Origin of the sequence: Citrobacter sp. Cpo071, from assembly GCF_030332765.1 — a bacterium.
Classification (GTDB): Bacteria; Pseudomonadota; Gammaproteobacteria; order Enterobacterales; family Enterobacteriaceae; genus Citrobacter; species Citrobacter portucalensis.
Window position 1 is genome coordinate 232,012 of sequence record NZ_JAOWHE010000077.1, and the last position, 23,650, is coordinate 255,661.

16 protein-coding genes are annotated in these 23,650 nt (G+C 52.8%); 10 read left to right on the top strand and 6 right to left on the bottom strand.

Annotated features, from left to right (window positions below; genetic code table 11):
* Positions 1 to 527: 527 nt before the first annotated feature.
* Entirely contained in the window at positions 528 to 1,121 is a 594-nt protein-coding gene (gene yhgN, locus OGY09_RS09970) for an NAAT family transporter YhgN (RefSeq protein ID WP_003023480.1), read from the bottom strand.
* 190 nt (positions 1,122 to 1,311) lie between these two features.
* Between yhgN and asd the strand changes: the two genes are divergently transcribed.
* From asd to glgP, 6 genes are all read left to right on the top strand, one after another.
* Complete coding sequence (gene asd, locus OGY09_RS09975) at positions 1,312 to 2,418, top strand: aspartate-semialdehyde dehydrogenase (protein ID WP_003827614.1); 1,107 nt, start codon at positions 1,312 to 1,314, stop codon at positions 2,416 to 2,418.
* Between the two features lie 273 nt (positions 2,419 to 2,691).
* A complete protein-coding gene (gene glgB / locus OGY09_RS09980; protein WP_032945237.1) occupies positions 2,692 to 4,875 on the top strand; it encodes a 1,4-alpha-glucan branching enzyme in 2,184 nt (727 codons plus the stop codon).
* Positions 4,875 to 6,851, top strand: a complete 1,977-nt coding sequence (gene glgX / locus OGY09_RS09985; RefSeq protein ID WP_008786347.1) for a glycogen debranching protein GlgX — start codon at positions 4,875 to 4,877, stop codon at positions 6,849 to 6,851. The genes glgB and glgX overlap by 1 nt, the downstream gene beginning before the upstream one ends.
* Before the next feature lie 14 nt (positions 6,852 to 6,865).
* Positions 6,866 to 8,161, top strand: coding sequence for a glucose-1-phosphate adenylyltransferase (gene glgC, locus OGY09_RS09990; protein ID WP_006687433.1), 1,296 nt, complete (start codon positions 6,866 to 6,868; stop codon positions 8,159 to 8,161).
* Positions 8,161 to 9,594 (top strand): glycogen synthase GlgA, encoded by a 1,434-nt coding sequence (glgA, locus tag OGY09_RS09995; RefSeq protein ID WP_003827622.1) that lies wholly within the window; start codon positions 8,161 to 8,163, stop codon positions 9,592 to 9,594. Before glgC ends, glgA begins: the two co-directional genes overlap by 1 nt.
* A gap of 19 nt (positions 9,595 to 9,613) precedes the next feature.
* A complete protein-coding gene (gene glgP, locus OGY09_RS10000) occupies positions 9,614 to 12,061 on the top strand; it encodes a glycogen phosphorylase (protein WP_003827624.1) in 2,448 nt (815 codons plus the stop codon).
* A gap of 90 nt (positions 12,062 to 12,151) precedes the next feature.
* On the opposite strand, the gene glpD is transcribed toward glgP, so the two are convergent.
* A complete protein-coding gene (gene glpD, locus OGY09_RS10005; protein WP_008786343.1) occupies positions 12,152 to 13,660 on the bottom strand; it encodes a glycerol-3-phosphate dehydrogenase in 1,509 nt (502 codons plus the stop codon).
* A 198-nt stretch (positions 13,661 to 13,858) separates the two neighbouring features.
* Between glpD and glpE the strand changes: the two genes are divergently transcribed.
* The 3 genes from glpE (at position 13,859) to OGY09_RS10020 (ending at position 15,898) form a co-directional block, all read left to right on the top strand.
* On the top strand, positions 13,859 to 14,185 hold the full coding sequence (glpE, locus tag OGY09_RS10010) for a thiosulfate sulfurtransferase GlpE (RefSeq protein ID WP_003827629.1): 327 nt from the start codon (positions 13,859 to 13,861) through the stop codon (positions 14,183 to 14,185).
* Positions 14,186 to 14,260: 75 nt separating this feature from the next.
* Entirely contained in the window at positions 14,261 to 15,094 is an 834-nt protein-coding gene (gene glpG, locus OGY09_RS10015; protein ID WP_032945236.1) for a rhomboid family intramembrane serine protease GlpG, read from the top strand.
* A gap of 45 nt (positions 15,095 to 15,139) precedes the next feature.
* The gene (locus tag OGY09_RS10020) at positions 15,140 to 15,898 is read left to right on the top strand and encodes a DeoR/GlpR family transcriptional regulator (RefSeq protein ID WP_003023499.1); all 759 of its coding nucleotides are present in this window, start codon (positions 15,140 to 15,142) and stop codon (positions 15,896 to 15,898) included.
* A 41-nt stretch (positions 15,899 to 15,939) separates the two neighbouring features.
* Here the strand turns inward: OGY09_RS10020 and malT are convergent, their stop codons facing one another.
* From malT to OGY09_RS10040, 4 genes are all read right to left on the bottom strand, one after another.
* Complete coding sequence (gene malT, locus OGY09_RS10025; protein WP_032945235.1) at positions 15,940 to 18,645, bottom strand: HTH-type transcriptional regulator MalT; 2,706 nt, start codon at positions 18,643 to 18,645, stop codon at positions 15,940 to 15,942.
* Positions 18,646 to 19,039: 394 nt separating this feature from the next.
* Positions 19,040 to 19,516: a DUF1240 domain-containing protein gene (locus tag OGY09_RS10030; RefSeq protein ID WP_032945233.1), complete on the bottom strand. Its 477-nt coding sequence runs from the start codon at positions 19,514 to 19,516 to the stop codon at positions 19,040 to 19,042.
* Positions 19,482 to 20,348, bottom strand: coding sequence for a hypothetical protein (locus tag OGY09_RS10035; protein ID WP_032945232.1), 867 nt, complete (start codon positions 20,346 to 20,348; stop codon positions 19,482 to 19,484). The genes OGY09_RS10030 and OGY09_RS10035 overlap by 35 nt, the downstream gene beginning before the upstream one ends.
* A gap of 29 nt (positions 20,349 to 20,377) precedes the next feature.
* Positions 20,378 to 20,857, bottom strand: coding sequence for an Hcp family type VI secretion system effector (locus tag OGY09_RS10040; protein WP_032945230.1), 480 nt, complete (start codon positions 20,855 to 20,857; stop codon positions 20,378 to 20,380).
* 393 nt (positions 20,858 to 21,250) lie between these two features.
* Between OGY09_RS10040 and malP the strand changes: the two genes are divergently transcribed.
* Entirely contained in the window at positions 21,251 to 23,644 is a 2,394-nt protein-coding gene (gene malP, locus OGY09_RS10045; RefSeq protein ID WP_032945228.1) for a maltodextrin phosphorylase, read from the top strand.
* Positions 23,645 to 23,650: the final 6 nt, after the last annotated feature.

Consider the following 23,650-nt stretch of genomic DNA (forward strand, 5'->3'; position numbering starts at 1 on the left):
AAATCGTCGCTGCGCGAGTTATTCGTCTTATGCCGTCTGCCTGTCGGGTCGGGGCCGAGCCTGCATCCATGCAGGCCGTCCCCTCTGCCCGCATCCCTGCGGGCAGACCCGGTCAGCCGTCAACACCTCATCGATTTTCAGCCGGACCAGGGTGTCGCTTCAGCGCTCTGGCTTTCAGCTATATCCGTTTTGCTGTTCACAGGTATTCAAGTAAAAGCTCAGGTGGTCAGGTGTGGGCTGGTCCGGCTGAAAATTGCCGACGCGTTTCCGTAAGGCCGGGAGAACCCGCAGGGATGCGGGTTCAGGGCGCGTTTTGCATGGACGCTGCCTCGCGCCCGGCCCGGTAGCCTGGAGGAATAAGTGGAGGGAACCACGAAGTGGCAATTTTCCTGCCGGGAGCCGGGATTGTTAAGGGGGCTGCGTAGCCCCCTTAACACGTTCACTGGTGACGAGATCTCAGAGAAGCAATGAACATAACGTGAACGGAATCGTTCTCTGAAATGCTATGCTCTCCAGCTTCAAAACGGTTACCCCTTCATCCACATCCGAACGCCGTCGAGGAACATCTGGGTTGCCATCATCACCAGAATCAGCCCCATCAGGCGTTCCAGCGCGTTAACCCCTTTCTCTCCCAGCAGGCGTAAAAACAGCGAAGACTGCAGCAAAATCACGAATGTACCGCCCCAGGCGATCAGCAGCGCAATCACCAGATGCCCCATCTGGTTTGGGTACTGATGCGACAACAGCATTAATGAGGCCAGGATTGTCGGCCCGGCTACCAGCGGAATCGCCAGCGGTACGATAAATGGCTCTTCACCAGCCGGAAGCCCGGTGCTATTCCCGGTGGCGCTGGGGAAAATCATCTTAATGGCGATCAGGAACAGAATGATGCCCCCGGAGATCGATACGGTTTCCGCGCGCAGGTTAAGAAATGCCAGAATTTTCTCGCCCGCAAACAGGAATATCAGCATCACCAACAGCGCAATAAACAGCTCGCGAATCATAATCGCGCGGCGACGTTTTGGTTCGGTATGTTTCAATACGGACATGAAAATGGGCAGGTTTCCGAGCGGATCCATAATCAGGATCAATAAAACTGCCGCTGAAATGATTTCATTCATAACTCAAATTCCCTGATAATTACCGCGGACTTTCTGCTTGCTTGCGCAGCGGGATAAGTCGCATTACTGATGGCTTCGCTATCATTGATTAATTTCACTTGCGACTTTGGCTGCTTTTTGTATGGTGAAGGATAGGCCAGTAGGATACTGGTTAGCATACACAGCACACATCTCTGCAGGAAAAAACGCTATGAAAAATGTTGGTTTTATCGGCTGGCGCGGTATGGTCGGCTCTGTTCTCATGCAACGCATGGTTGAGGAGCGTGACTTCGACGCCATTCGCCCTGTTTTCTTTTCTACTTCCCAGCTTGGGCAGGCGGCACCGACGTTCGGTGGCACCGCGACCGGCACACTTCAGGACGCTTTTGATCTGGATGCGCTGAAGGCGCTCGATATCATCGTGACCTGTCAGGGCGGCGATTATACCAACGAAATCTATCCAAAGCTTCGTGAAAGCGGTTGGCAGGGTTACTGGATTGACGCAGCCTCTTCGCTGCGTATGAAAGACGATGCCATCATTATTCTCGATCCGGTTAACCAGGATGTCATCACCGACGGCCTGAACAAAGGCATTAAGACCTTTGTCGGCGGCAACTGTACCGTTAGCCTGATGCTGATGTCCCTCGGTGGCCTGTTTGCCAATGACCTGGTTGACTGGGTTTCCGTAGCGACCTATCAGGCGGCTTCCGGCGGCGGCGCGCGCCATATGCGTGAACTGCTGTCTCAGATGGGTCATCTGTATGGCCATGTGGCCGAGGAACTGGCGACCCCTTCCTCTGCTATTCTCGACATCGAACGTAAAGTGACGACCCTGTCCCGCAGCGGCGAACTGCCGGTTGATAACTTTGGCGTACCGCTGGCCGGTAGCCTGATTCCGTGGATCGACAAACAGCTCGATAACGGTCAGAGCCGTGAAGAGTGGAAGGGACAGGCGGAAACCAACAAAATTCTCAACACGTCTTCCGTGATCCCGGTTGATGGCCTGTGCGTGCGCGTCGGTGCGCTGCGCTGCCACAGCCAGGCGTTCACCATTAAACTGAAAAAAGATGTGTCTATTCCGACCGTGGAAGAACTGCTGGCGGCGCACAATCCGTGGGCCAAAGTTGTACCAAACGATCGGGATATCACCATGCGTGAGTTAACCCCGGCGGCCGTTACCGGCACGCTGACCACGCCAGTAGGCCGTCTGCGTAAGCTGAACATGGGACCGGAGTTCCTGTCAGCCTTTACCGTGGGCGACCAGTTGCTGTGGGGTGCTGCGGAGCCATTGCGCCGTATGCTGCGCCAATTGGCGTAATAGTTTGTTAACGATCAAGGGGTGAGGAATCACCCCTTTTTTTGCGTAATACAGGAGTAAGCGCAGATGTTTCATTTTTTACCAGGAGTAAGATAAAGCATTGGCTATTCTTTAAGGGTGACTTAGTACCGGAGGTATTAAGTTGTTGCCTGAAGGTGGGACGACGCAGAGAGGATGCACAATTGTGCTGCGCCGTTCAGGTCAAAAAAAGTGTCACTACCTGATGTCGAAAATCAGTTGGAAGGGGTGACGCCATAAAACAGGATGACAACCATGTCCGTTCGTATCGATAGAGACGTGATTAATGCGCTAATTGCAGGCCATTTTGCGGATCCTTTTTCCGTACTCGGTATGCACCAAACTGATGCTGGACTTGAAGTCCGCGCCCTATTACCTGACGCCACCGAAGTGTGGGTGATCGAACCCAAAACCGGACGCAAAGTCGGCAAGCTGGATTGCCTCGACTCTCGCGGTTTTTTCTGTGCAGTACTTCCCCGTCGTAAAAATTTCTTTCGCTATCAGTTGGCCGTTGTCTGGCATGGACAGCAGAATCTGATTGATGACCCTTATCGTTTTGGCCCGCTGATCCAGGATATGGATGCCTGGCTGTTATCTGAAGGTACGCACCTGCGACCTTACGAAACGCTGGGTGCGCATGCGGATACCATGGATGGCGTAACCGGTACGCGCTTCTCAGTCTGGGCGCCTAACGCTCAACGCGTGTCAGTGGTTGGGCAGTTCAACTACTGGGATGGCCGTCGCCACCCAATGCGCCTGCGCAAAGAAAGCGGTATCTGGGAGCTGTTTATCCCCGGCGCGCAGCATGGTCAGCTGTATAAATACGAGATGATCGATGCCAACGGTAAGCTGCGAATCAAAGCGGACCCTTACGCCTTCGAAGCGCAAATGCGTCCGGAAACCGCGTCGCTTATCTGTGGTCTGCCGGAAAAAGTAGTGCAAAGCGAGGCGCGCAAAAAAGCCAACCAGTTTGATGCACCGATCTCTATCTATGAAGTTCACCTGGGGTCATGGCGTCGTCATACCGATAACAACTTCTGGCTGAGCTACCGCGAGCTGGCGGATCAGTTGGTGCCGTACGCCAAATGGATGGGCTTTACCCACCTCGAACTGTTGCCGATTAACGAGCATCCGTTCGACGGTAGCTGGGGCTACCAGCCTACCGGCATGTATGCGCCGACCCGTCGCTTCGGGACGCGCGATGATTTCCGTTATTTCGTGAATGCCGCGCATCAGGCGGGGCTGAACGTTATTCTCGACTGGGTGCCGGGTCATTTCCCGTCGGACGACTTTGGTTTGGCAGAGTTTGATGGCACCAACCTGTATGAGCACAGCGACCCGCGCGAAGGATATCACCAGGACTGGAACACGCTGATCTACAACTATGGTCGCCGTGAAGTCAGCAACTACCTGGTGGGCAACGCCCTGTACTGGATTGAACGCTTTGGTATTGACGCGCTGCGCGTGGATGCCGTGGCGTCGATGATTTATCGCGACTACAGCCGCAAAGAAGGGGAATGGATCCCAAACGAATTTGGCGGTCGTGAAAACCTTGAAGCCATTGAGTTTTTGCGCAATACCAACCGCATTCTTGGCGAACAAGTTCCTGGTGCGGTGAGTATGGCGGAAGAGTCCACCGACTTTGCCGGCGTTTCAAGACCACAGGATATGGGCGGTTTAGGGTTCTGGTATAAGTGGAACCTCGGCTGGATGCACGACACGCTGGACTACATGAAGCTGGACCCGATTCATCGTCAGTACCATCACGACAAGCTGACCTTCGGCATGCTGTACAACTACACCGAAAACTTTGTCCTGCCGCTGTCGCATGATGAAGTGGTACACGGTAAAAAATCCATTCTCGATCGCATGCCGGGAGACGCATGGCAGAAGTTTGCCAACCTGCGCGCCTACTACGGCTGGATGTGGGCCTTCCCGGGAAAAAAACTGCTGTTTATGGGCAACGAGTTTGCGCAGGGACGTGAATGGAACCATGACGCCAGCCTCGACTGGCACCTGCTGGAAGGTGGCGATAACTGGCACCACGGCGTACAGCGTCTGGTGCGCGATTTGAACCACACCTACCGTCATCACAAAGCGCTGCACGAGCTCGACTTTGACGCCTATGGTTTTGAATGGCTGGTGGTGGATGACAACGAACGTTCGGTGCTGGCTTTCGTGCGTCGTGACAAGGTCGGCAATGAAATCATCGTGGTCAGTAACTTTACGCCTGTGCCCCGCCACGGCTATCGCTTCGGTATCAATCAGCCAGGCAAATGGCGTGAGATCCTCAATACCGACTCGATGCATTACCACGGTAGCAATACCGGCAATGGCGGTGCGGTGCACAGCGATGAAATCGCCAGCCATGGTCGTCAGCACTCACTGAGCCTCACGTTACCGCCGTTGGCAACGATCTGGCTGGTTCGGGAGGGGTAATGACGCAACTGGCAACCGGCAACGCCACCCCCCATGGTGCAACGTATGACGGCCATGGTGTCAATTTCACACTCTTCTCAGCCCACGCTGAACGCGTTGAATTATGCGTATTCGATGAGCAAGGGTGCGAACTTCGCTATGACCTGCCGGGGCGTAGCGGTGATGTCTGGCACGGCTATCTGGCCAACGCCCGGCCCGGTCTGCGCTATGGCTATCGTGTTCATGGCCCATGGCAACCGCAGCAGGGCCACCGGTTTAATCCGGCCAAGCTGCTGCTTGACCCTTGCGCCCGTCGGGTGGATGGCGAGTTAAAAGATAACCCGCTGCTGCACGGTGGGCTAAATGAACCGGATCATCATGATAATGCCACCATCGCGCTGAAGGGCGTGGTGGTGTCCGATCATTATGACTGGGAGGATGATACCCCGCCGCGCACGCCGTGGGGCAATACCGTGATTTACGAAGCGCATGTCAAAGGGTTGACATATTTGCATCCTGAGCTGCCGGAAGAGATTCGCGGAACCTACAAAGCGCTGGGCCATCCAGTGATGATCGATTACTTCAAGCGCCTCGGCATTACCGCGCTGGAGCTGCTGCCGGTGGCGCATTTTGCCAGCGAACCACGGCTTCAGCGGCTGGGGCTGTCGAACTATTGGGGCTACAACCCGGTAGCGATGTTCGCGCTGCATCCGGCCTATGCCTGTTCGCCGGAGAGTGCGCTTGATGAGTTTCGCGACGCGGTAAAAGCGCTGCACAAAGCGGGGATTGAGGTCATTCTCGATATCGTTTTGAACCACAGCGCCGAGCTGGATCTCGAAGGCCCCGTCTTCTCGCTGCGCGGAATTGATAACCGTAGCTATTATTGGATCAGGGACGATGGTGATTACTACAACTGGACCGGTTGTGGGAACACCCTCAATCTGAGCCATCCGGGCGTTGTGGAATACGCATGTGAATGCCTGCGCTACTGGGTTGAAACCTGCCATGTGGATGGTTTTCGTTTTGATTTGGCTTCCGTCATGGGGCGTACACCTGCGTTTCGTCAGGATGCGCCACTGTTTACCGCGATCCAAAACTGTCCGCTGCTCTCACGCGTTAAGCTGATTGCGGAACCGTGGGATATTGGTGAAGGCGGGTATCAGGTGGGGAATTTCCCCCCGCCGTTTGCCGAGTGGAATGACCATTTCCGCGATGCGACCCGACGCTTCTGGCTCCAGCGTAATCTCTCGTTGGGTGAGTTTGCCGGGCGTTTTGCCGCATCAAGCGACGTGTTTAAACGCGATGGTCGCAAACCCAGCGCGACGGTCAATCTGGTGACTGCGCACGACGGTTTTACGCTACGCGACTGTGTGTGCTTCACAAATAAGCACAATGAAGCGAATGGTGAGGAAAATCGCGACGGCACTAGCAATAACTACAGCGACAATCATGGTAAAGAAGGATTAGGCGGCACGCTGGACCTGATTGAGCGGCGGCGCGACAGCATTCATGCGCTGTTATCCACGCTGTTGCTCTCCCAGGGGACGCCGATGTTGCTGGCGGGCGATGAGCATGGTCATAGCCAGCACGGCAACAATAACGCTTACTGCCAGGATAACGCCCTGACCTGGCTGGACTGGCAGCAGGCAAACAGCGGACTAACCACATTTACCGCTGCCCTGATCCATCTTCGCCAGCAAATTCCTGCACTGACGGGTGATCGCTGGTGGGAAGAGGGCGATGGCAATGTTTGTTGGCTGAATAAGTACGCACAACCCTTAAGTGCGGATGAGTGGCAAAACGGCCCGAGGCAGATGCAAATCCTGCTTTCAGACCGTTTTCTGATTGCAATAAATGCCACGCTTGAGGTGACAGATATCGTTTTACCTGAAGGGGAATGGTGCGCCGTTCCCCCATTTGCCGGAGAGGATAATCCGGTGCTTACGGCTGTCTGGCAGGGACCTGCGCACGGACTGTGTGTGTTCCAGAGAAGATAAAAAAGGAGTTAGTCATGGTGAGTTTAGAGAAGAACGATCGTGTAATGTTGGCGCGCCAGCTGCCATTAAAATCTGTTGCCCTGATCCTGGCCGGTGGCCGCGGTACCCGCTTAAAAGATTTAACCAACAAACGTGCCAAACCTGCTGTGCACTTTGGCGGTAAGTTCCGCATTATCGATTTTGCCTTATCCAACTGTATTAACTCCGGGATCCGCCGTATTGGCGTGATCACTCAGTACCAGTCCCACACGCTGGTGCAGCATATTCAGCGCGGCTGGTCGTTCTTTAGCGAAGAGATGAATGAGTTTGTCGATCTGCTGCCTGCCCAGCAGAGAATGCAGGGTGAAAACTGGTATCGCGGTACGGCGGATGCGGTGACCCAAAACCTGGACATCATTCGACGCTATAAAGCGGAATATGTGGTGATCCTCGCGGGCGATCATATCTACAAGCAGGACTACTCACGCATGTTGATCGACCACGTCGAGAAAGGCGCGCGTTGCACCGTGGCCTGTATGCCAGTGCCTATTGAAGAGGCCAGCGCGTTTGGCGTAATGGACGTGGACGACAGCGACAAAATTATCGAGTTTGTTGAAAAACCCGCCAACCCGCCAGCCATGCCAGGCGACCCGACCAAATCTCTTGCCAGTATGGGGATCTACGTTTTCAACGCCGATTATCTGTATGAATTGCTGGCGGAAGATGACCTCGATGAAAACTCCAGTCACGATTTCGGTAAAGACATTATCCCGAAAATCACCGAAGCTGGCATGGCGTATGCACATCCATTCCCGTTGTCCTGCGTGCAGTCTGACCCGGAATCCGAGCCGTACTGGCGTGACGTGGGTACGCTGGAAGCCTACTGGAAGGCGAACCTCGATCTGGCTTCGGTGACGCCTGAACTGGACATGTACGACCAGGACTGGCCAATCCGTACGCACATGGAATCGCTGCCACCGGCGAAATTTGTTCAGGACCGTTCCGGCAGCCACGGAATGACGCTGAACTCGCTGGTTTCTGGCGGATGCATAATTTCAGGTTCGGTGGTGGTGCAGTCCGTTCTGTTCCCGCGAGTGCGGGTGAATTCATTCTGTAACATTGATTCGGCAGTGTTGTTACCTGAAGTGTGGGTGGGACGTTCGTGCCGCTTACGTCGTTGCATTATCGACCGCGCCTGCGTTATTCCCGAAGGCATGGTGATTGGTGAAAACGCGGAAGAAGATGCGCGTCGTTTCTACCGTTCAGAGGAAGGTATTGTGCTGGTCACGCGTGAAATGCTACGCAAACTGCAGATCAAACAGGAGCGATAATGCAGGTTTTACACGTTTGTTCAGAGATGTTCCCCCTGTTAAAAACCGGGGGACTGGCGGATGTTATTGGGGCGTTACCCGCAGCGCAAATAGCGGACGGCGTGGATGCCCGCGTGCTGCTCCCGGCGTTTCCTGATATCCGTCGCGGCATTCCCGATGCGCAGGTTGTAACGCGTCGGGATACCTTCGCCGGACGTATCACGCTGCTGTTCGGGCATTTCAACGGCGTGGGTATTTACCTGATTGACGCGCCGCATCTCTATGACCGCCCCGGTAGCCCGTATCACGACACTAACCTGTTTGCGTATACCGATAACGTGCAGCGTTTTGCATTGCTGGGCTGGGTTGGCTGTGAAATGGCCTGTGGCCTTGACCCATTCTGGCGCCCGGATGTGGTGCATGCGCACGACTGGCATGCGGGTCTGGCTCCGGCGTATCTGGCGGCGCGCGGCCATCCGGCGAAATCGGTGTTCACCGTCCACAACCTGGCGTATCAAGGCATGTTTTATGCAAAGCATATGGATGACATCCAATTGCCATGGTCGTTCTTTAATGTGCACGGACTGGAGTTTAACGGGCAGATTTCGTTTTTGAAGGCAGGATTGTACTACGCCGACCACATTACGGCGGTCAGTCCGACCTACGCGCGGGAAATTACCGAGCCGCAGTTTGCCTACGGCATGGAAGGTCTGTTGCAGCAGCGTCATCGTGAAGGCCGTCTTTCCGGCGTGCTGAACGGCGTTGATGAAAAAATCTGGAGCCCGGAAACCGATCTCCTGCTGGCATCGCGATATACGCGCGACACGCTGGAGGAGAAGGCAGAAAACAAACGTCAGCTTCAGATAGCGATGGGACTTAAGGTCAACGATAAAGTACCGCTGTTTGCCGTGGTGAGCCGTCTGACCAGTCAAAAAGGGCTGGATCTGGTGCTGGAAGCGCTGCCGGGGTTGTTAGAGCAGGGTGGACAGCTGGCATTGCTAGGCGCGGGCGATCCGGTATTACAGGAAGGATTCCTCGCCGCAGCGGCGGAACATCCAGGACAGGTGGGGGTGCAGATCGGCTATCACGAAGCCTTCTCGCACCGCATCATGGGTGGGGCTGATGTGATATTGGTTCCCAGCCGTTTTGAGCCGTGTGGCTTAACGCAGTTGTATGGACTGAAGTACGGCACGCTGCCGCTGGTGCGGCGCACCGGTGGGCTGGCTGATACAGTCTCTGACAGTTCGCTGGAAAACCTGGCGGACGGTATCGCCAGTGGGTTTGTATTTGAAGATAGTAATGCCTGGTCGCTGTTACGCGCGATCCGGCGTGCTTTCGTATTGTGGTCCCGGCCTTCGCTTTGGCGGTTTGTACAACGTCAGGCCATGACCATGGATTTTAGCTGGCAAGTCGCGGCGAAGTCATACCGTGAGCTTTACTATCGCTTGAAATAGATATCCAGGAATCACCTATATGAATGCTCCATTTACTTATGCATCGCCCACACTCAGCGTAGAGGCACTTAAGCATTCTATTGCCTATAAGCTGATGTTCACGATTGGTAAGGACCCGGTCATTGCCAATAAACATGAGTGGCTGAACGCCACGTTGTTCGCGGTGCGCGACCGTCTCGTGGAGCGCTGGCTGCGTTCTAACCGTGCGCAATTATCTCAGGAAACTCGTCAGGTCTATTACTTGTCTATGGAGTTTCTGATTGGCCGCACGCTTTCCAATGCACTGTTATCGCTGGGCATTTATGACGATGTCAAAAATGCGCTGGAAGGTATGGGGTTGGATCTTGAAGATCTGATCGACGAAGAAAACGACCCAGGTCTTGGCAATGGTGGTCTCGGGCGCCTGGCGGCCTGCTTTCTGGACTCACTGGCAACGCTGGGCCTGCCGGGACGCGGTTACGGTATTCGTTATGACTACGGTATGTTCAAGCAGAACATTGTTGATGGCCGCCAGAAAGAGTCGCCGGACTACTGGCTTGAATACGGTAACCCGTGGGAATTCAAACGCCACAACACGCGCTACAAAGTGCGTTTTGGCGGTCGCATTCAGCAGGAAGGCAAGAAAACGCGCTGGATAGAAACCGAAGAGATCCTCGCGGTCGCCTACGACCAGATTATCCCCGGCTACGACACCGACGCCACCAACACGCTGCGCCTGTGGAATGCCCAGGCCAGTAGCGAGATTAATCTCGGTAAATTTAACCAGGGCGACTACTTTGCGGCGGTGGAAGATAAAAACCACTCCGAGAACGTCTCCCGCGTACTGTACCCGGACGACTCCACCTATTCAGGACGCGAACTGCGGTTGCGCCAGGAGTATTTCCTGGTCTCCTCCACGGTGCAGGACATTCTGAGCCGTCATTACCAGCTGCACAAAACCTACGACAACCTGGCGGATAAAATCGCCATTCACCTCAACGACACCCATCCGGTGCTGTCGATCCCTGAGCTAATGCGTTTGCTGATCGATGAGCATAAGTTCAGCTGGGACGATGCGTTTGAGGTCTGCTGCCAGGTCTTCTCGTATACCAACCACACTTTGATGAGCGAAGCGCTGGAGACCTGGCCCGTCGATATGCTGGGCAAAATTTTGCCGCGCCATCTGCAAATCATCTTTGAAATCAACGACTACTTCCTGAAGACGTTACAGGAACAGTATCCGAACGATACAGCTCTGCTGGGGCGGACGTCGATTATCGATGAATCTAACGGCCGTCGTGTGCGTATGGCATGGCTGGCGGTGGTGGTGAGCCACAAGGTTAACGGCGTTTCCGAGCTGCACTCCAACCTGATGGTGCAGTCGCTGTTTGCTGATTTTGCGAAGATTTTCCCGACTCGCTTCTGCAACGTCACCAACGGCGTGACGCCGCGTCGCTGGCTGGCGCTGGCTAACCCGTCGCTCTCTGAAGTGCTGGATGAGAACATTGGCCGCACCTGGCGAACCGATCTCAGCCAGCTCAGTGAGCTTGAGCAGCACTGCGATTACCCACTGGTAAATCAGGCGGTGCGCCGCGCGAAGCTGGAGAATAAAAAGCGTCTGGCCACGCTTATTGCCCAGCAGCTGAACGTGGTGGTGAACCCGAAATCGCTGTTTGATGTGCAGATAAAGCGTATTCACGAATACAAACGTCAGTTGATGAACGTGCTGCATGTGATTACCCGCTACAACCGCATTAAGGCCGATCCTGACGCTGAGTGGGTACCGCGTGTGAATATCTTCGCCGGTAAAGCGGCTTCTGCTTATTACATGGCGAAACACATCATTCACCTGATCAACGACGTCGCGAAAGTGATCAACAACGATCCGCAAATTGGCGACAAGCTGAAAGTGGTGTTTATCCCTAACTACAGCGTCAGCCTGGCGCAGGTGATTATTCCTGCTGCCGACCTTTCTGAACAGATTTCTCTGGCCGGGACCGAAGCCTCCGGTACCAGTAATATGAAATTTGCTCTTAACGGTGCGCTGACCATCGGGACGCTGGACGGTGCCAACGTTGAGATGCTGGAGCATGTGGGCGCAGAAAATATCTTTATCTTTGGTAATACGGCGGAAGAAGTCGAGGCTTTACGCAGCCAGGGCTACAAGCCGCGTGAGTATTACGAGAAAGACGAAGAGCTGCACCAGGTGCTGACGCAGATCGGCAGCGGCGTATTCAGCCCTGAGGAGCCGGGACGCTATCGCGACCTGGTGGATTCGCTGATTAACTTTGGCGACCACTATCAGGTTCTGGCGGATTATCGCAGCTACGTTGATTGCCAGGATAAGGTTGATGAACTGTATCGTCACCCGGAAGAGTGGACCACCAAGTCGATGATTAATATCGCCAACATGGGGTACTTCTCGTCGGACAGGACGATCAAAGAGTACGCCGAAAACATCTGGCATATCGATTCGGTGCGGTTGTAACACACGATGCCGGGGGAGCTTCGCTTGCCCGGCCTACGTTTATGCACTCTTGTAGGCCGGATAAGGCGCTAGCCGCATCCGGCATTTTTATCAGGACGCCAGCGACAGCTGGTGCTTCTCAATGTACTCCGCCAGCCACTGGGTCATACGCGACTGCTGCTCAGCATTCAGCCACATACCTTCTTTCGTGCGACGCCACAACGCATCTTCCGCACGACGAACCCATTCATGATCGACCAGATATTTCAGTTCGGCCTCATAAAACTCATGGCCAAAGTCTTCACCTAACTCGGCAAGCGAGGTGGCTTCGCCGATAACCCATTCGGTGTTGCTGCCGTAGGTGCGAGAATAATGGCGTGCCAGCGACTCGGTCAGGAACGGGTAGCGACGGCGCAGTTTGGCCGCGTAATCTTCGCGATCGCCGCCAATGTCACCGCCTGGCAGAATGCACTCTTTCGTCCATGCCGGACCAATTCCTTGGTAGTACGATGCCAGTTTTTCCATCGCGTGCTCAGCCAGCTTACGATAGGTGGTCAGCTTACCGCCAAAGACCGACAGCAACGGCGCTTTGCCGTTTTCGTCGTGGATATCCAGCGTGTAATCACGGGTGATCGCCTGCGGTGAGTCAGACTCGTCATCGCACAGCGGACGCACGCCCGAGTAAGTCCAGACGATATCATCACGACCCAGTTGTTTCTTAAAGTGTGCGTTGTAGACCTTCAGCAGGTAATTGATTTCGCTTTCATCAATTTTCACTGCTTTCGGATCGCCTTTGTATTCAACGTCTGTCGTCCCGATGATCGAGAATTCGTCCATCCATGGGATAACAAACACGATACGCTTATCTTCGTTCTGCAGAATATAAGCTTGCTTCTGGGTATGTACGCGCGGCACTACGATGTGGCTGCCTTTAATCAGGCGAATGCCGTACGGTGATGGCAGGTGCATACCGTCGTCGAAGAACTCTTTCACCCACGGACCGGTGGCGTTGACCAGGCCACGCGCCTGCCAGGTGTATTTTTTGCCGGTATCGATATCTTCAGCTTCAACAATCCACAAACCATTTTCACGGCGAGCAGAAGTGGCGCGAGTGCGGGTTAATACTTCTCCGCCTTTACGTACAACCATTTGGGCGTTTGCCAAAACCAGTCGCGCATCGTCTACCCAGCAGTCAGAATATTCGAAACCGCGCACAATCTCAGGTTTCATTACGGAATCTGCGCCAAAACGCAAACCGGTAGAACTTGGCAAACTAGTGCGTTTGCCCAGATGATCGTACATAAACAAACCAATGCGGATCATCCACGCCGGACGCAGATGCGGGCGGTGGGGCAGACGAAAACGCATCGGGAAGGCGATATGTGGTGCCATTTTCAACAGCACTTCACGTTCGGCCAGCGCTTCGCTTACCAGACGAAATTCGTAGTGTTCCAGGTAGCGCAGGCCACCGTGGATGAGTTTGGAGCTAGCGGAAGAGGTGGCGCAGGCTAAATCCTGCGCTTCCAGCATCAGCACGGATAAACCGCGTCCAGCGGCATCTGCCGCGATACCGGCACCGTTGATGCCTCCACCTATCACAATCAGATCTTTGGTTTCCATGCTGGCCTCTCGCACTTTCGTTATAGCTCATTAATGTTCGTTATCGAGCATAATAGCAAAGAATCGCGCCATTGGTAACATCGGATAAACAATTTACAGTGATACATATAACATTATGGTGTTTAACTGCCGTCGGGACGTAAACTAAGCAGTAACATGTCCGAAAAGCATCACCTGCCATATAAAGAAGAGAGAGCAATGGATCAGTTTGAATGTATTAATGTCGAAGAAGCGCATCAGAAGCTGCATCAGGGGAGCGCGGTGTTAGTGGATATCCGTGATCCGCAAAGCTATGCCATGGGTCATGCCCCGCAGGCGTTTCATCTGACGAACGACACGCTGGGGTCATTTATGCGCGAGCATGATTTCGACACCGCTGTGTTGGTGATGTGTTATCACGGCAACAGCAGTAAAGGCGCGGCGCAATATCTTCTTCAGCAGGGCTATGACGCGGTTTACAGCGTTGACGGCGGCTTCGACGCCTGGCATCGACATTTTCCGGCAGAAGTGGCATACGGTTCGTAAGCTAACAAAGATGCAGCCTGAAACGGGCAGGATATATATACTGTCCTCTTTTGTGTGGAATAAGCGACAGCAACCATGTTGATGATTACCTCTTTTGCTAACCCCCGCGTGGCGCAGGCATTTGTTGATTATATGGCGACACAGGGCGTTATCCTGACGATTCAACAACATCAGCAAACGGATGTCTGGCTGGCGGATGAGTCCCAGGCCGAGCGCGTGCATGCTGAACTGGCGCGATTTCTGGAGAATCCGGGCGATCCGCGCTACCTAGCGGCAAGCTGGCAGTCGGGTCAGACCGACAGCGGTCTGCACTACCAGCGTTATCCGTTCCTGGCCACATTGCGCGAACGCGCAGGCCCGGTAACCTGGTTGGTGATGGCCGCGTGTGTGCTGGTGTTTATCGCGATGAACGTGCTGGGCGACCAGGCGGTGATGCTCTGGCTGGCATGGCCGTTTGACCCTTCGCTGAAATTTGAATTCTGGCGTTATTTCACCCACGCTTTTATGCACTTCTCGCTGATGCATATTCTGTTCAACCTGTTGTGGTGGTGGTATCTCGGCGGTGCGGTTGAAAAGCGTCTGGGCAGTGGAAAACTGATTGTTATTACCGTGATCAGCGCCCTGTTGAGCGGCTATGTTCAGCAGAAATTTAGCGGCCCGTGGTTTGGTGGACTGTCTGGCGTGGTATATGCGCTGATGGGCTACGTGTGGTTGCGTGGCGAGCGCGATCCGCAAAGCGGTATTTTCCTGCAGCGTGGTTTGATTATCTTTGCTTTGATCTGGATTGTTGCCGGCTGGTTTGATCTATTCGGCATGTCGATGGCGAATGGTGCTCATATCGCCGGATTGGCCGTGGGTCTGGCAATGGCGTTTGCCGATACGATGAATGTGCGGAAACGAACTTTGTAGGCCGGATAAGCGTTAGCGCATCCGGCAAAATTTCAGGGAACACTAATGAAGCAAACACAACGACATGACGCGATCATCGAGCTGGTAAAAAAACAGGGATACGTCAGTACTGAAGAGCTGGTGGAGCATTTCTCCGTCAGCCCGCAGACGATTCGCCGCGATCTTAACGATCTGGCCGATCAGAACATGATTTTGCGCCATCACGGCGGCGCGGCGCTGCCATCCAGCTCGGTCAACACCCCGTGGCATGACCGTAAAGCGACGCAGACGGCGGAAAAAGAGCGCATTGCCCGCAAAGTTGCCACGCAAATCCCGAACGGCTCAACGCTGTTTATTGATATCGGAACCACGCCGGAAGCGGTGGCTCACGCGCTGCTTAATCACAGCAATTTACGCATTGTGACCAACAACCTCAATGTGGCGAACACGCTGATGGCGAAAGAGGATTTCCGCATAATCCTCGCCGGTGGTGAACTGCGTAGCCGCGACGGCGGTATTATGGGCGAAGCGACCCTCGACTTTATTTCTCAGTTCCGTCTGGACTTCGGCATCTTAGGGATCAGCGGCATCGACAGCGACGGTTCCCTGCTGGAGTTTGATTATCACGAAGTTCGTACCAAGCGCGCGATCATTGAGAATTCACGGCATGTGATGCTGGTGGTGGACCACTCGAAGTTTGGGCGTAACGCGATGGTGAATATGGGCAGCATCAGCATGGTGGATGCGGTGTATACCGACACGCTGCCGCCTGCTGGTGTGATGCAGGTGATTGCTGACCATCATATCCAGTTAGAGCTGTGCTAAGGTAATTCCAGGCCTGATAAGCGTTGCGTATCAGGCATTAACTAAACGCCGTACCCCATCATCTTCAGTAGCTTCTGCGCATGTTGTACCGCATCCTGGCGATGTGCGACGCCGAGCTTTTGGTACAAATTGCGGATGTGCGTCTTGATGGTCGTTGCCGCGACGGCCAGCTCTCCGGCGATCTGCTCGTTGCTGTAGCCCGAATAAATCAGTCCCAGAACCTGCCATTCGCGCTGGGTCAGCGGGCTGGTGCGGATAAGCTCTGGCACTTCCGGGTGAGTAAGTAGACGCTCAACGAACCCTTCATCGAAGTGGGCAAATTTATGGCGGTGGTGCTGGTTAATCTCACGCAAAATGCGCTGGGCGCGGTGCTGATCGAGTTCCGGTAAGGTATTGAGCTGAATCAGCTGACGCAGTTGTTGCGCCATGGCCTCGCCTTCGATAACAAAGTGGCTGATAAACCCGGTACGGTTCGCCAGCTGTAGGGCGTCGAGTAACACACGCTGGGCGTCATTTTTGCGCCCTGCCTGCCAGTAGAGCTGATTAAGCAGCAACAGGTTGCGGTTCAGATCGCTCATCAGGCGCAGGTTGCGCGCATTTTCATTCAACTCTTCCAGCACAATCTCAGCCGGTTCAAACTCGCCGAGCAGGATTTGTGCACGAGCGATGTTGCGCCACTGGCTTTGCAGGAAGTGGTTATTGGCGAATTCTGGTTTCGGCGTGTGGCGCAGCCAGTTGGCGGCCGAGTTTTTGTCGCCCACCATTTGCCAGTAAATCACCCGCACCTTATCGGCGTTGGAGATCCAGTCGCTGTGATAGTGACCGTTACCCAACAGGTTTTCCAGACGGTTGAGCAGGCTGCGAGCGTTATCGAGATCGCCCCGTGCCAGTGAACACTGAACCAGCAGCGCCAGACACTGTAGCTGTTGCTGCGGCTGGAAAGTGGAAAGCAGTTCAATACCGCTACGGGCAGAAGCTTCTGATTCGTCCAGACGCGCCCATGCCCACAGTAGCTGTGCGCGAATACGTACCAGGAATTCGTGCATCGGCAGCTGTTCCAGGTGCTGTTCTTTGATCAGCTGGAACGCTTTTTCCTGAGTTTCCCAGGCGGCCTGTAAAAAGCCCTGGGCAAACAAAATTTCGCTTTGCTGGATAAGACTCCACAGTGCGTAATGCCAGACGTCATGATGGCGCGCCATTTGCTCGGTTTGCTGCATCAACGCCAGAGAGCGTGTGAGATCGCCCTTACAGTGCAGGACTTCGCCGTGCACCGAGGTGGCGACGATCCGGCTATAGAACCAGGCGATGGGTAACTCATCCAGCGCCAGTTTCGCCAGGCGTTCGGCTTCGTCAGGGTTGCCGTCATTAATCGCTACCTGCGCCCGTAAAGCGTTGAATTCGGCGTGCAGTGTCGGCTCCATGTCGCCTTTCATTTCCTGCTCTGCGCGCGCCAGCAAGGTGTTAACCTCTCCGTAGCGGTGCTGGCTTTGCATCAGCCAGGCTTGCAACAGAACCAGACGCGGATTTTCCAGCAGGCTTTCCCACGGCAGGGCTTTCAGCGACTCTTCCAGTAACGTCAGCTCGCTATGGTTAAACAGTCCCCACGCATGATTAAGCAGGATATCGCGTAGCATATGGGCGTCGCCGGCCGCCAGCGCGTGGTGGATAGCTTCGCTGGGGAAGCCTTGCGCCATCCAGCTTTCAGCTGCGGCGCGGTGTATTTCGGGCAGTTCGTTCGCCAGCTCCCATTGGCAGCGCTGGCGTAAAAAGCTGCCAAACAGCGGGTGATAGCTGAACCACTCGCCAACGTCATCCATTCGCTGCAGGAATAACCCTTGGCGCTCAATTTCTTCCAGCCGCATCTGGCCGTTTTCTTCCCCGGTAACGCGGACGATCAGCGCATCGTTCATGGAACGCAGAATGGCGCTTTTTAGCAGGAAGTGACGGGTGCCGAGGTCAACGCTGTCCAGCACTTCATCAACCAGATAATCGGACAGATGGCTGGCGTTGATCCCGGCGAGGCGACGTGCCGACTGGTGAGCGGAGTTATTGTTCTGGCGGGCGGAAAGGGCGATCAGTTGTAATGCCGTGGCCCAGCCAGCAACGTCATCGCACATCCGGCTGCTTTCAGCCGCTTCGATGGGGGAGGACAAACGTCGGTCGAAAAATTGTTTGGCTTCCTGATGGTTAAAGGCCAGCTGTTGGCTGCCTATCTCCAGCAGTTGATCGCGTACCCGCAGGTTGGCAATACCCAACTGCGGCAGGTTGCGCGACAGCACGACCAGCGTGAGGTTCTCAGGCTGATGACGCAGGAAGAAACGCATCGCTTCGTGAATGGCCGGATTAGAGATCAGATGATAATCATCTACTACCAGGTAGAGCGGGCGGTGCCACTCGGCCAGTTCGATAAATAGCTGGGCAAACAGTGACGTCAGGCTGGCGTACTGACGTTTTTGCACCATCGCTTCGCTGGTGGTGCAGTGTCCACCGGTTGCCTGTTGGATAGCGGCGATCAGATAACTGGCAAAGCGCTCTTGCTGATTATCGCCCTCATCCAGAGAATACCAACCTAAATCATTTTTCCCTGCCGCCCATTGTGAAACCAGCGTCGTTTTTCCATAACCAGCAGGACTTGTTATCAGGGCAAGCCTGAAATTGTTCGCGCCGGAAAGTTTAGCCAACAGGCGCTCACGAACCACCGTATGGTCGAGTCGAACCGGACGACTTAATTTAGACGGAATCAACATAAGTTAGTCACTTCACTGTGTGAAAATAGGGAAGAATGATTTTTTTTGCGCTTCGTAATTAATAGATATAAGGTCGGCCAGATTAAGATTTATTGCAAGTTATGTCCGGGATTGGACTGTCTTATTTTGCGCTATGTCACAAATTCTTAAGATGATAGACACCTACTGAAACCGGTGTCAGGATGCGCGGCTGTTGAAGTGTTTGACCAAGGGCGGCGATTGAACCCCTTATGACGAAGCATGATTTGCTGTTATAGAATTATCTTAATTGTTACTGTTGGTGATAATTTTTAATGTAAATCATTGGTGACTATAGATTTTGCAGAGTTCTATACTCATTTTCTTTGAAAATAACGATTCAATTCCTTAAATTAATAAAAGTATGATGAATCCGTTACCACAAGCCACGTTTATCTACGATAGTTTTACACAGTTCGATATCTGTAACGTAGAAATCATGAAGCTTCTTCTGGGGGCAGGATGTGTATGATAATCCAAACAATAAAAAAGGAACGAAACAGTTAGCAATAACGCCAATAATAAAGGAAAAAGTGATGGCAGTGAGTACCAAACTTTCATAAGGATTGGGAAGTGAACGGTACTGTGCATCTTTACTCAGTAAAATTCTGACGACAGCAATCATTGTATAACTTATTAGTGGTACTGAACCTATCAGTGCGCATGTCTTATCATAAGAGATAATATCGCCCATTTTTATTAATGATAAAAATTCAGTCATCGTCCTTCCAAATAACAAACTGTAAATGACAGCGGTTAAAAAAATAATCACAAAAAAAGCCCAGATTCGTAAGTGTATTTTTTTCATGTCATCTTTTCTAGAACGAGTAAAAATATTGAGAATTGAATCCATAATCAGAACCTCTTCTTTCCATTTTACGGAAATATTCACGGATTCTTGTTTTTAATTCTACAGATAGTCCAATATCATCCTCAATATGATTTAACCTATTATTAAGGTATAATCCTAAGGCTATTATAAAAAAAGTAGTTACAATGATGGGTGAACTGGCGAGAGCAAGCCCTCCAGCAATGACCCCAATCACTACCCCCGACACCACCGCCTTTGCAGCATCCATTGAGATATCTACCAAAAAATCCACCAGATCATAATCAGACTTAAAAATCAGTTCAATTGCCCGCCAGGCAAGTGAGAAGTAGATGCAGTATTTGACACCATTTCGGATATTGTTATAAAGCCCACGTTTACCCAATGCCATTTCCAGCATCTGTGGATGGCTTGCTCCGTAGCGGGTTCCGTTAAGAATCCGGCGCAGGGCGGGATACCCGGTAATTTTGATATAGGTTTTACCGCCGATTTTGTATTCAATAGCTTTAATGCGGATTGCACTGAAATTAAAGACCAACTCCTGTGCGGAATTGTAATAGGTAGTAAGCTTAGAGAGACTGCGGAAGCCATCCAGGCCATCTTTGAAGTTGCCGGGTGCTGCGCGGTAGGAAAAAAATTTATCCACTCCGCCGATTAAATCGTCCGTCACCTGCTGTGCTTCTTCGAGAGTGAGCAGAAGGATGTGATGACTTTGCGTGATAAATGAGCCATCCATAAAGGCCATATCGCGCTGCACAGGGTTCATGGTATGCCAGCTATTAAAATCTCTTGCCTGCGGTCGTTCGTCCCGAAACCTGAGTGAGTTGCCATTTAACATGGAGTTACGTTTACGCATGATTTTTCCTTATCAAGAGATGTCTGGCGTCAGAAAGTTCGTTCACTCCACAAACTATAAGCGCTGGTACTTGCCATGCAGTGTTCCCAACTAATCGATTCATAAATAAAGGAAACGCGTTCTTGTGCTTCGTTTCCGTTTTCAATGATATTGTGAGGGACTATTAATTTAATGTTTGATATATGTGCTTTGAATAATTTAATTTTATAATAGACTTCTTGCATTCCTGTTGGTGTGGTTCGATAGAGGGATATTTCGCATTCCAGCGTTTCGTTATCGTTGATCGCTTTGTTCAGCAAAGGGGACGAACGATCAACAGGTTTGATAATCTGGAGTTCGTGGTGATTAACGTTCTGCTGACGCGTTGTTTCATGCTCAAGTCCATAAATCATAATTTGGTTGAGATGGTTTGTCTGAGATTTATTTCCTATAGAGTACCTGGAGCCGCAGTTTTCGGAAATATTACCCTGTAATTCACCTTTCAGAGTAATCCAAGATAAGTTTGCCATATATATCCTTGGATAGTATTTGTTTGATTTATTTTTATGTCGAAGATTTATCTTAGTGTGCTCTTGAATTATTTTGATTTCAACCGTCTTGTTATTTTAAAAATAGCGGCTGTAGTAATTGTTGTAAAAGTTATAATTATTAATTTGTCATCTCGTCTTGCAAGGTATTATGCTGATTCTTGTCAAATCAGGCGAGGCGTCTCAGGTACAGTGCACTGCGAAGTCAGTCGATTTATTGGCGTAGTTGGTAATAATAAAGTGGCGGCGATCACACTTTTATGCTCATCCCCGCTCCTCCTCCCTCCCTAATCCGTGCCAGGATGAGGAATGTCAACAACGAGCCAGGCAAACTAGCGATAACGTTGTTTTATTACCTAAGGATCTGGAACCCCTATGTCACAGCCTACTTTCAACAAAGATCAATTTCAGGCTGCCCTGACGCGTCAGTGGCAGCGCTTCGGTTTACTGTCGGCTCAAGAAATGACGTCGCGCCAGTGGTGGCAGGCAGTGAGTGGGGCGTTGGCTGAGTTACTCAGCGCCCAGCCTGCGGCGAAACCGGCAAAAAATCAGCGTCACGTTAACTACATCTCAATGGAGTTTTTGATTGGTCGCCTGACCGGCAACAATTTACTCAACCTCGGCTGGTATCAGGCGGTGAGCGATGAGCTGAAAGCGCATGACGTCAACCTGACTGATCTGCTGGAAGAAGAGATCGATCCGGCGTTGGGTAACGGTGGATTGGGACGCCTGGCGGCCTGCTTCCTTGATTCGATGGCGACAGTCGGCCAGTCGGCGACGGGCTACGGTCTCAACTACCAGTACGGCCTGTTCCGTCAGTCGTTTGCCGATGGCCAACAGATGGAAGCCCCGGATGACTGGCATCGTGGCAGCTACCCGTGGTTCCGTCACAACGAGGCGCTGGATGTGCAGGTTGGGATTGGCGGCAAGGTCACCAAAGAAGGGCACTGGGAGCCAGGGTTTACTATCACCGGCCAGGCCTGGGATCTGCCGGTTCTTGGTTACCGTAACGGCGTAGCGCAACCGCTGCGTCTGTGGCAGGCCAGCCATGCGCACCCGTTTAACCTGACCAAATTTAATGACGGCGATTTCCTGCGCGCAGAGCAGCAGGGCATCGACGCTGAAAAACTGACGAAAGTGCTGTACCCGAACGATAACCACACCGCGGGTAAAAAGCTGCGCCTGATGCAGCAGTACTTCCAGTGCGCCTGCTCCGTAGCCGACATTCTGCGCCGCCATCATCTGGCAGGGCGTAAGCTGCACGAACTGGCTGATTACGAAGTCATTCAACTTAACGATACTCACCCGACTATCGCGATCCCTGAACTGCTGCGCATGCTGATTGATGAGCACCAGATGAGCTGGGACGATGCGTGGGCGATTACCAGCAAGACCTTCGCTTACACCAACCACACCCTGATGCCGGAAGCGTTAGAGTGCTGGGATGAGAAACTGGTGAAAGCACTCCTGCCGCGCCACATGCAAATCATCAAAGAAATTAACGACCGCTTTAAGACGTTGGTTGATAAAACCTGGCCGGGTGATGCTGAAGTATGGGCGAAGCTGGCAGTGGTGCACAATAAACAGGTGCGTATGGCCAATATGTGCGTGGTCAGCGGTTTTGCGGTCAACGGCGTGGCGGCGCTGCACTCCGATCTGGTGGTGAAAGATCTGTTCCCGGAATATCACCAGCTCTGGCCGAACAAATTCCATAACGTCACTAACGGGATTACTCCGCGTCGCTGGATTAAGCAATGCAACCCGGCGCTTGCCGCACTACTGGATAAATCGCTGAAAAAAGAGTGGGCTAACGATCTCGATCAGCTGATCAATCTGGAAAAATACGCGGACGATGCGAAGTTCCGTCAGCAGTATCGTGACATCAAGCTGGCGAACAAAGAGCGTCTGGTGAAGTTTATTAAAGCGCGTACCGGTATTGAAATAACGACTAACGCTATCTTTGATATTCAGATTAAACGTCTTCATGAGTACAAGCGCCAGCACCTGAATCTGCTGCATATTCTGGCGTTGTACAAAGAAATCAGTGAGAACCCGCAGGCAGATCGCGTGCCGCGCGTATTCTTGTTTGGCGCAAAAGCTGCTCCGGGTTACTACCTGGCGAAAAATATCATCTTCGCCATCAACCAGGTTGCACAAACCATCAATAACGACCCGAAAGTCGGTGACAAGCTGAAGGTCGTCTTCCTGCCGGATTATTGTGTCTCGGCGGCGGAAATGCTGATCCCGGCGGCGGATATCTCTGAGCAGATTTCAACCGCAGGGAAAGAGGCTTCCGGCACCGGTAACATGAAGCTGGCGCTGAACGGTGCGTTAACCGTAGGTACGCTGGATGGCGCAAACGTCGAAATCGCCGAGAAGGTGGGTGACGAGAATATCTTTATCTTTGGTCATACCGTGGAAGAGGTGAAGGCGCTCAAAGCCAAAGGCTACGACCCGGTGAAATGGCGTAAAAAAGACAAAGTGCTGGATGCTGTCCTGAAAGAGCTGGAAAGCGGGAAATACAGCGATGGCGACAAGCATGCCTTTGACCAGATGCTGCACAGTATCGGCAAGCAGGGCGGCGATCCGTATCTGGTGATGGCGGACTTCGCGGCCTACGTTGAAGCTCAGAAGCAGGTTGACGTGTTGTATCGTGACCAGGACGCCTGGACCCGAGCGGCGATTCTGAATACCGCGCGTTGCGGCATGTTCAGCTCGGATCGCTCCATCCGCGATTATCAGGCTCGTATCTGGCAGGCGAAACGTTAAGGAATC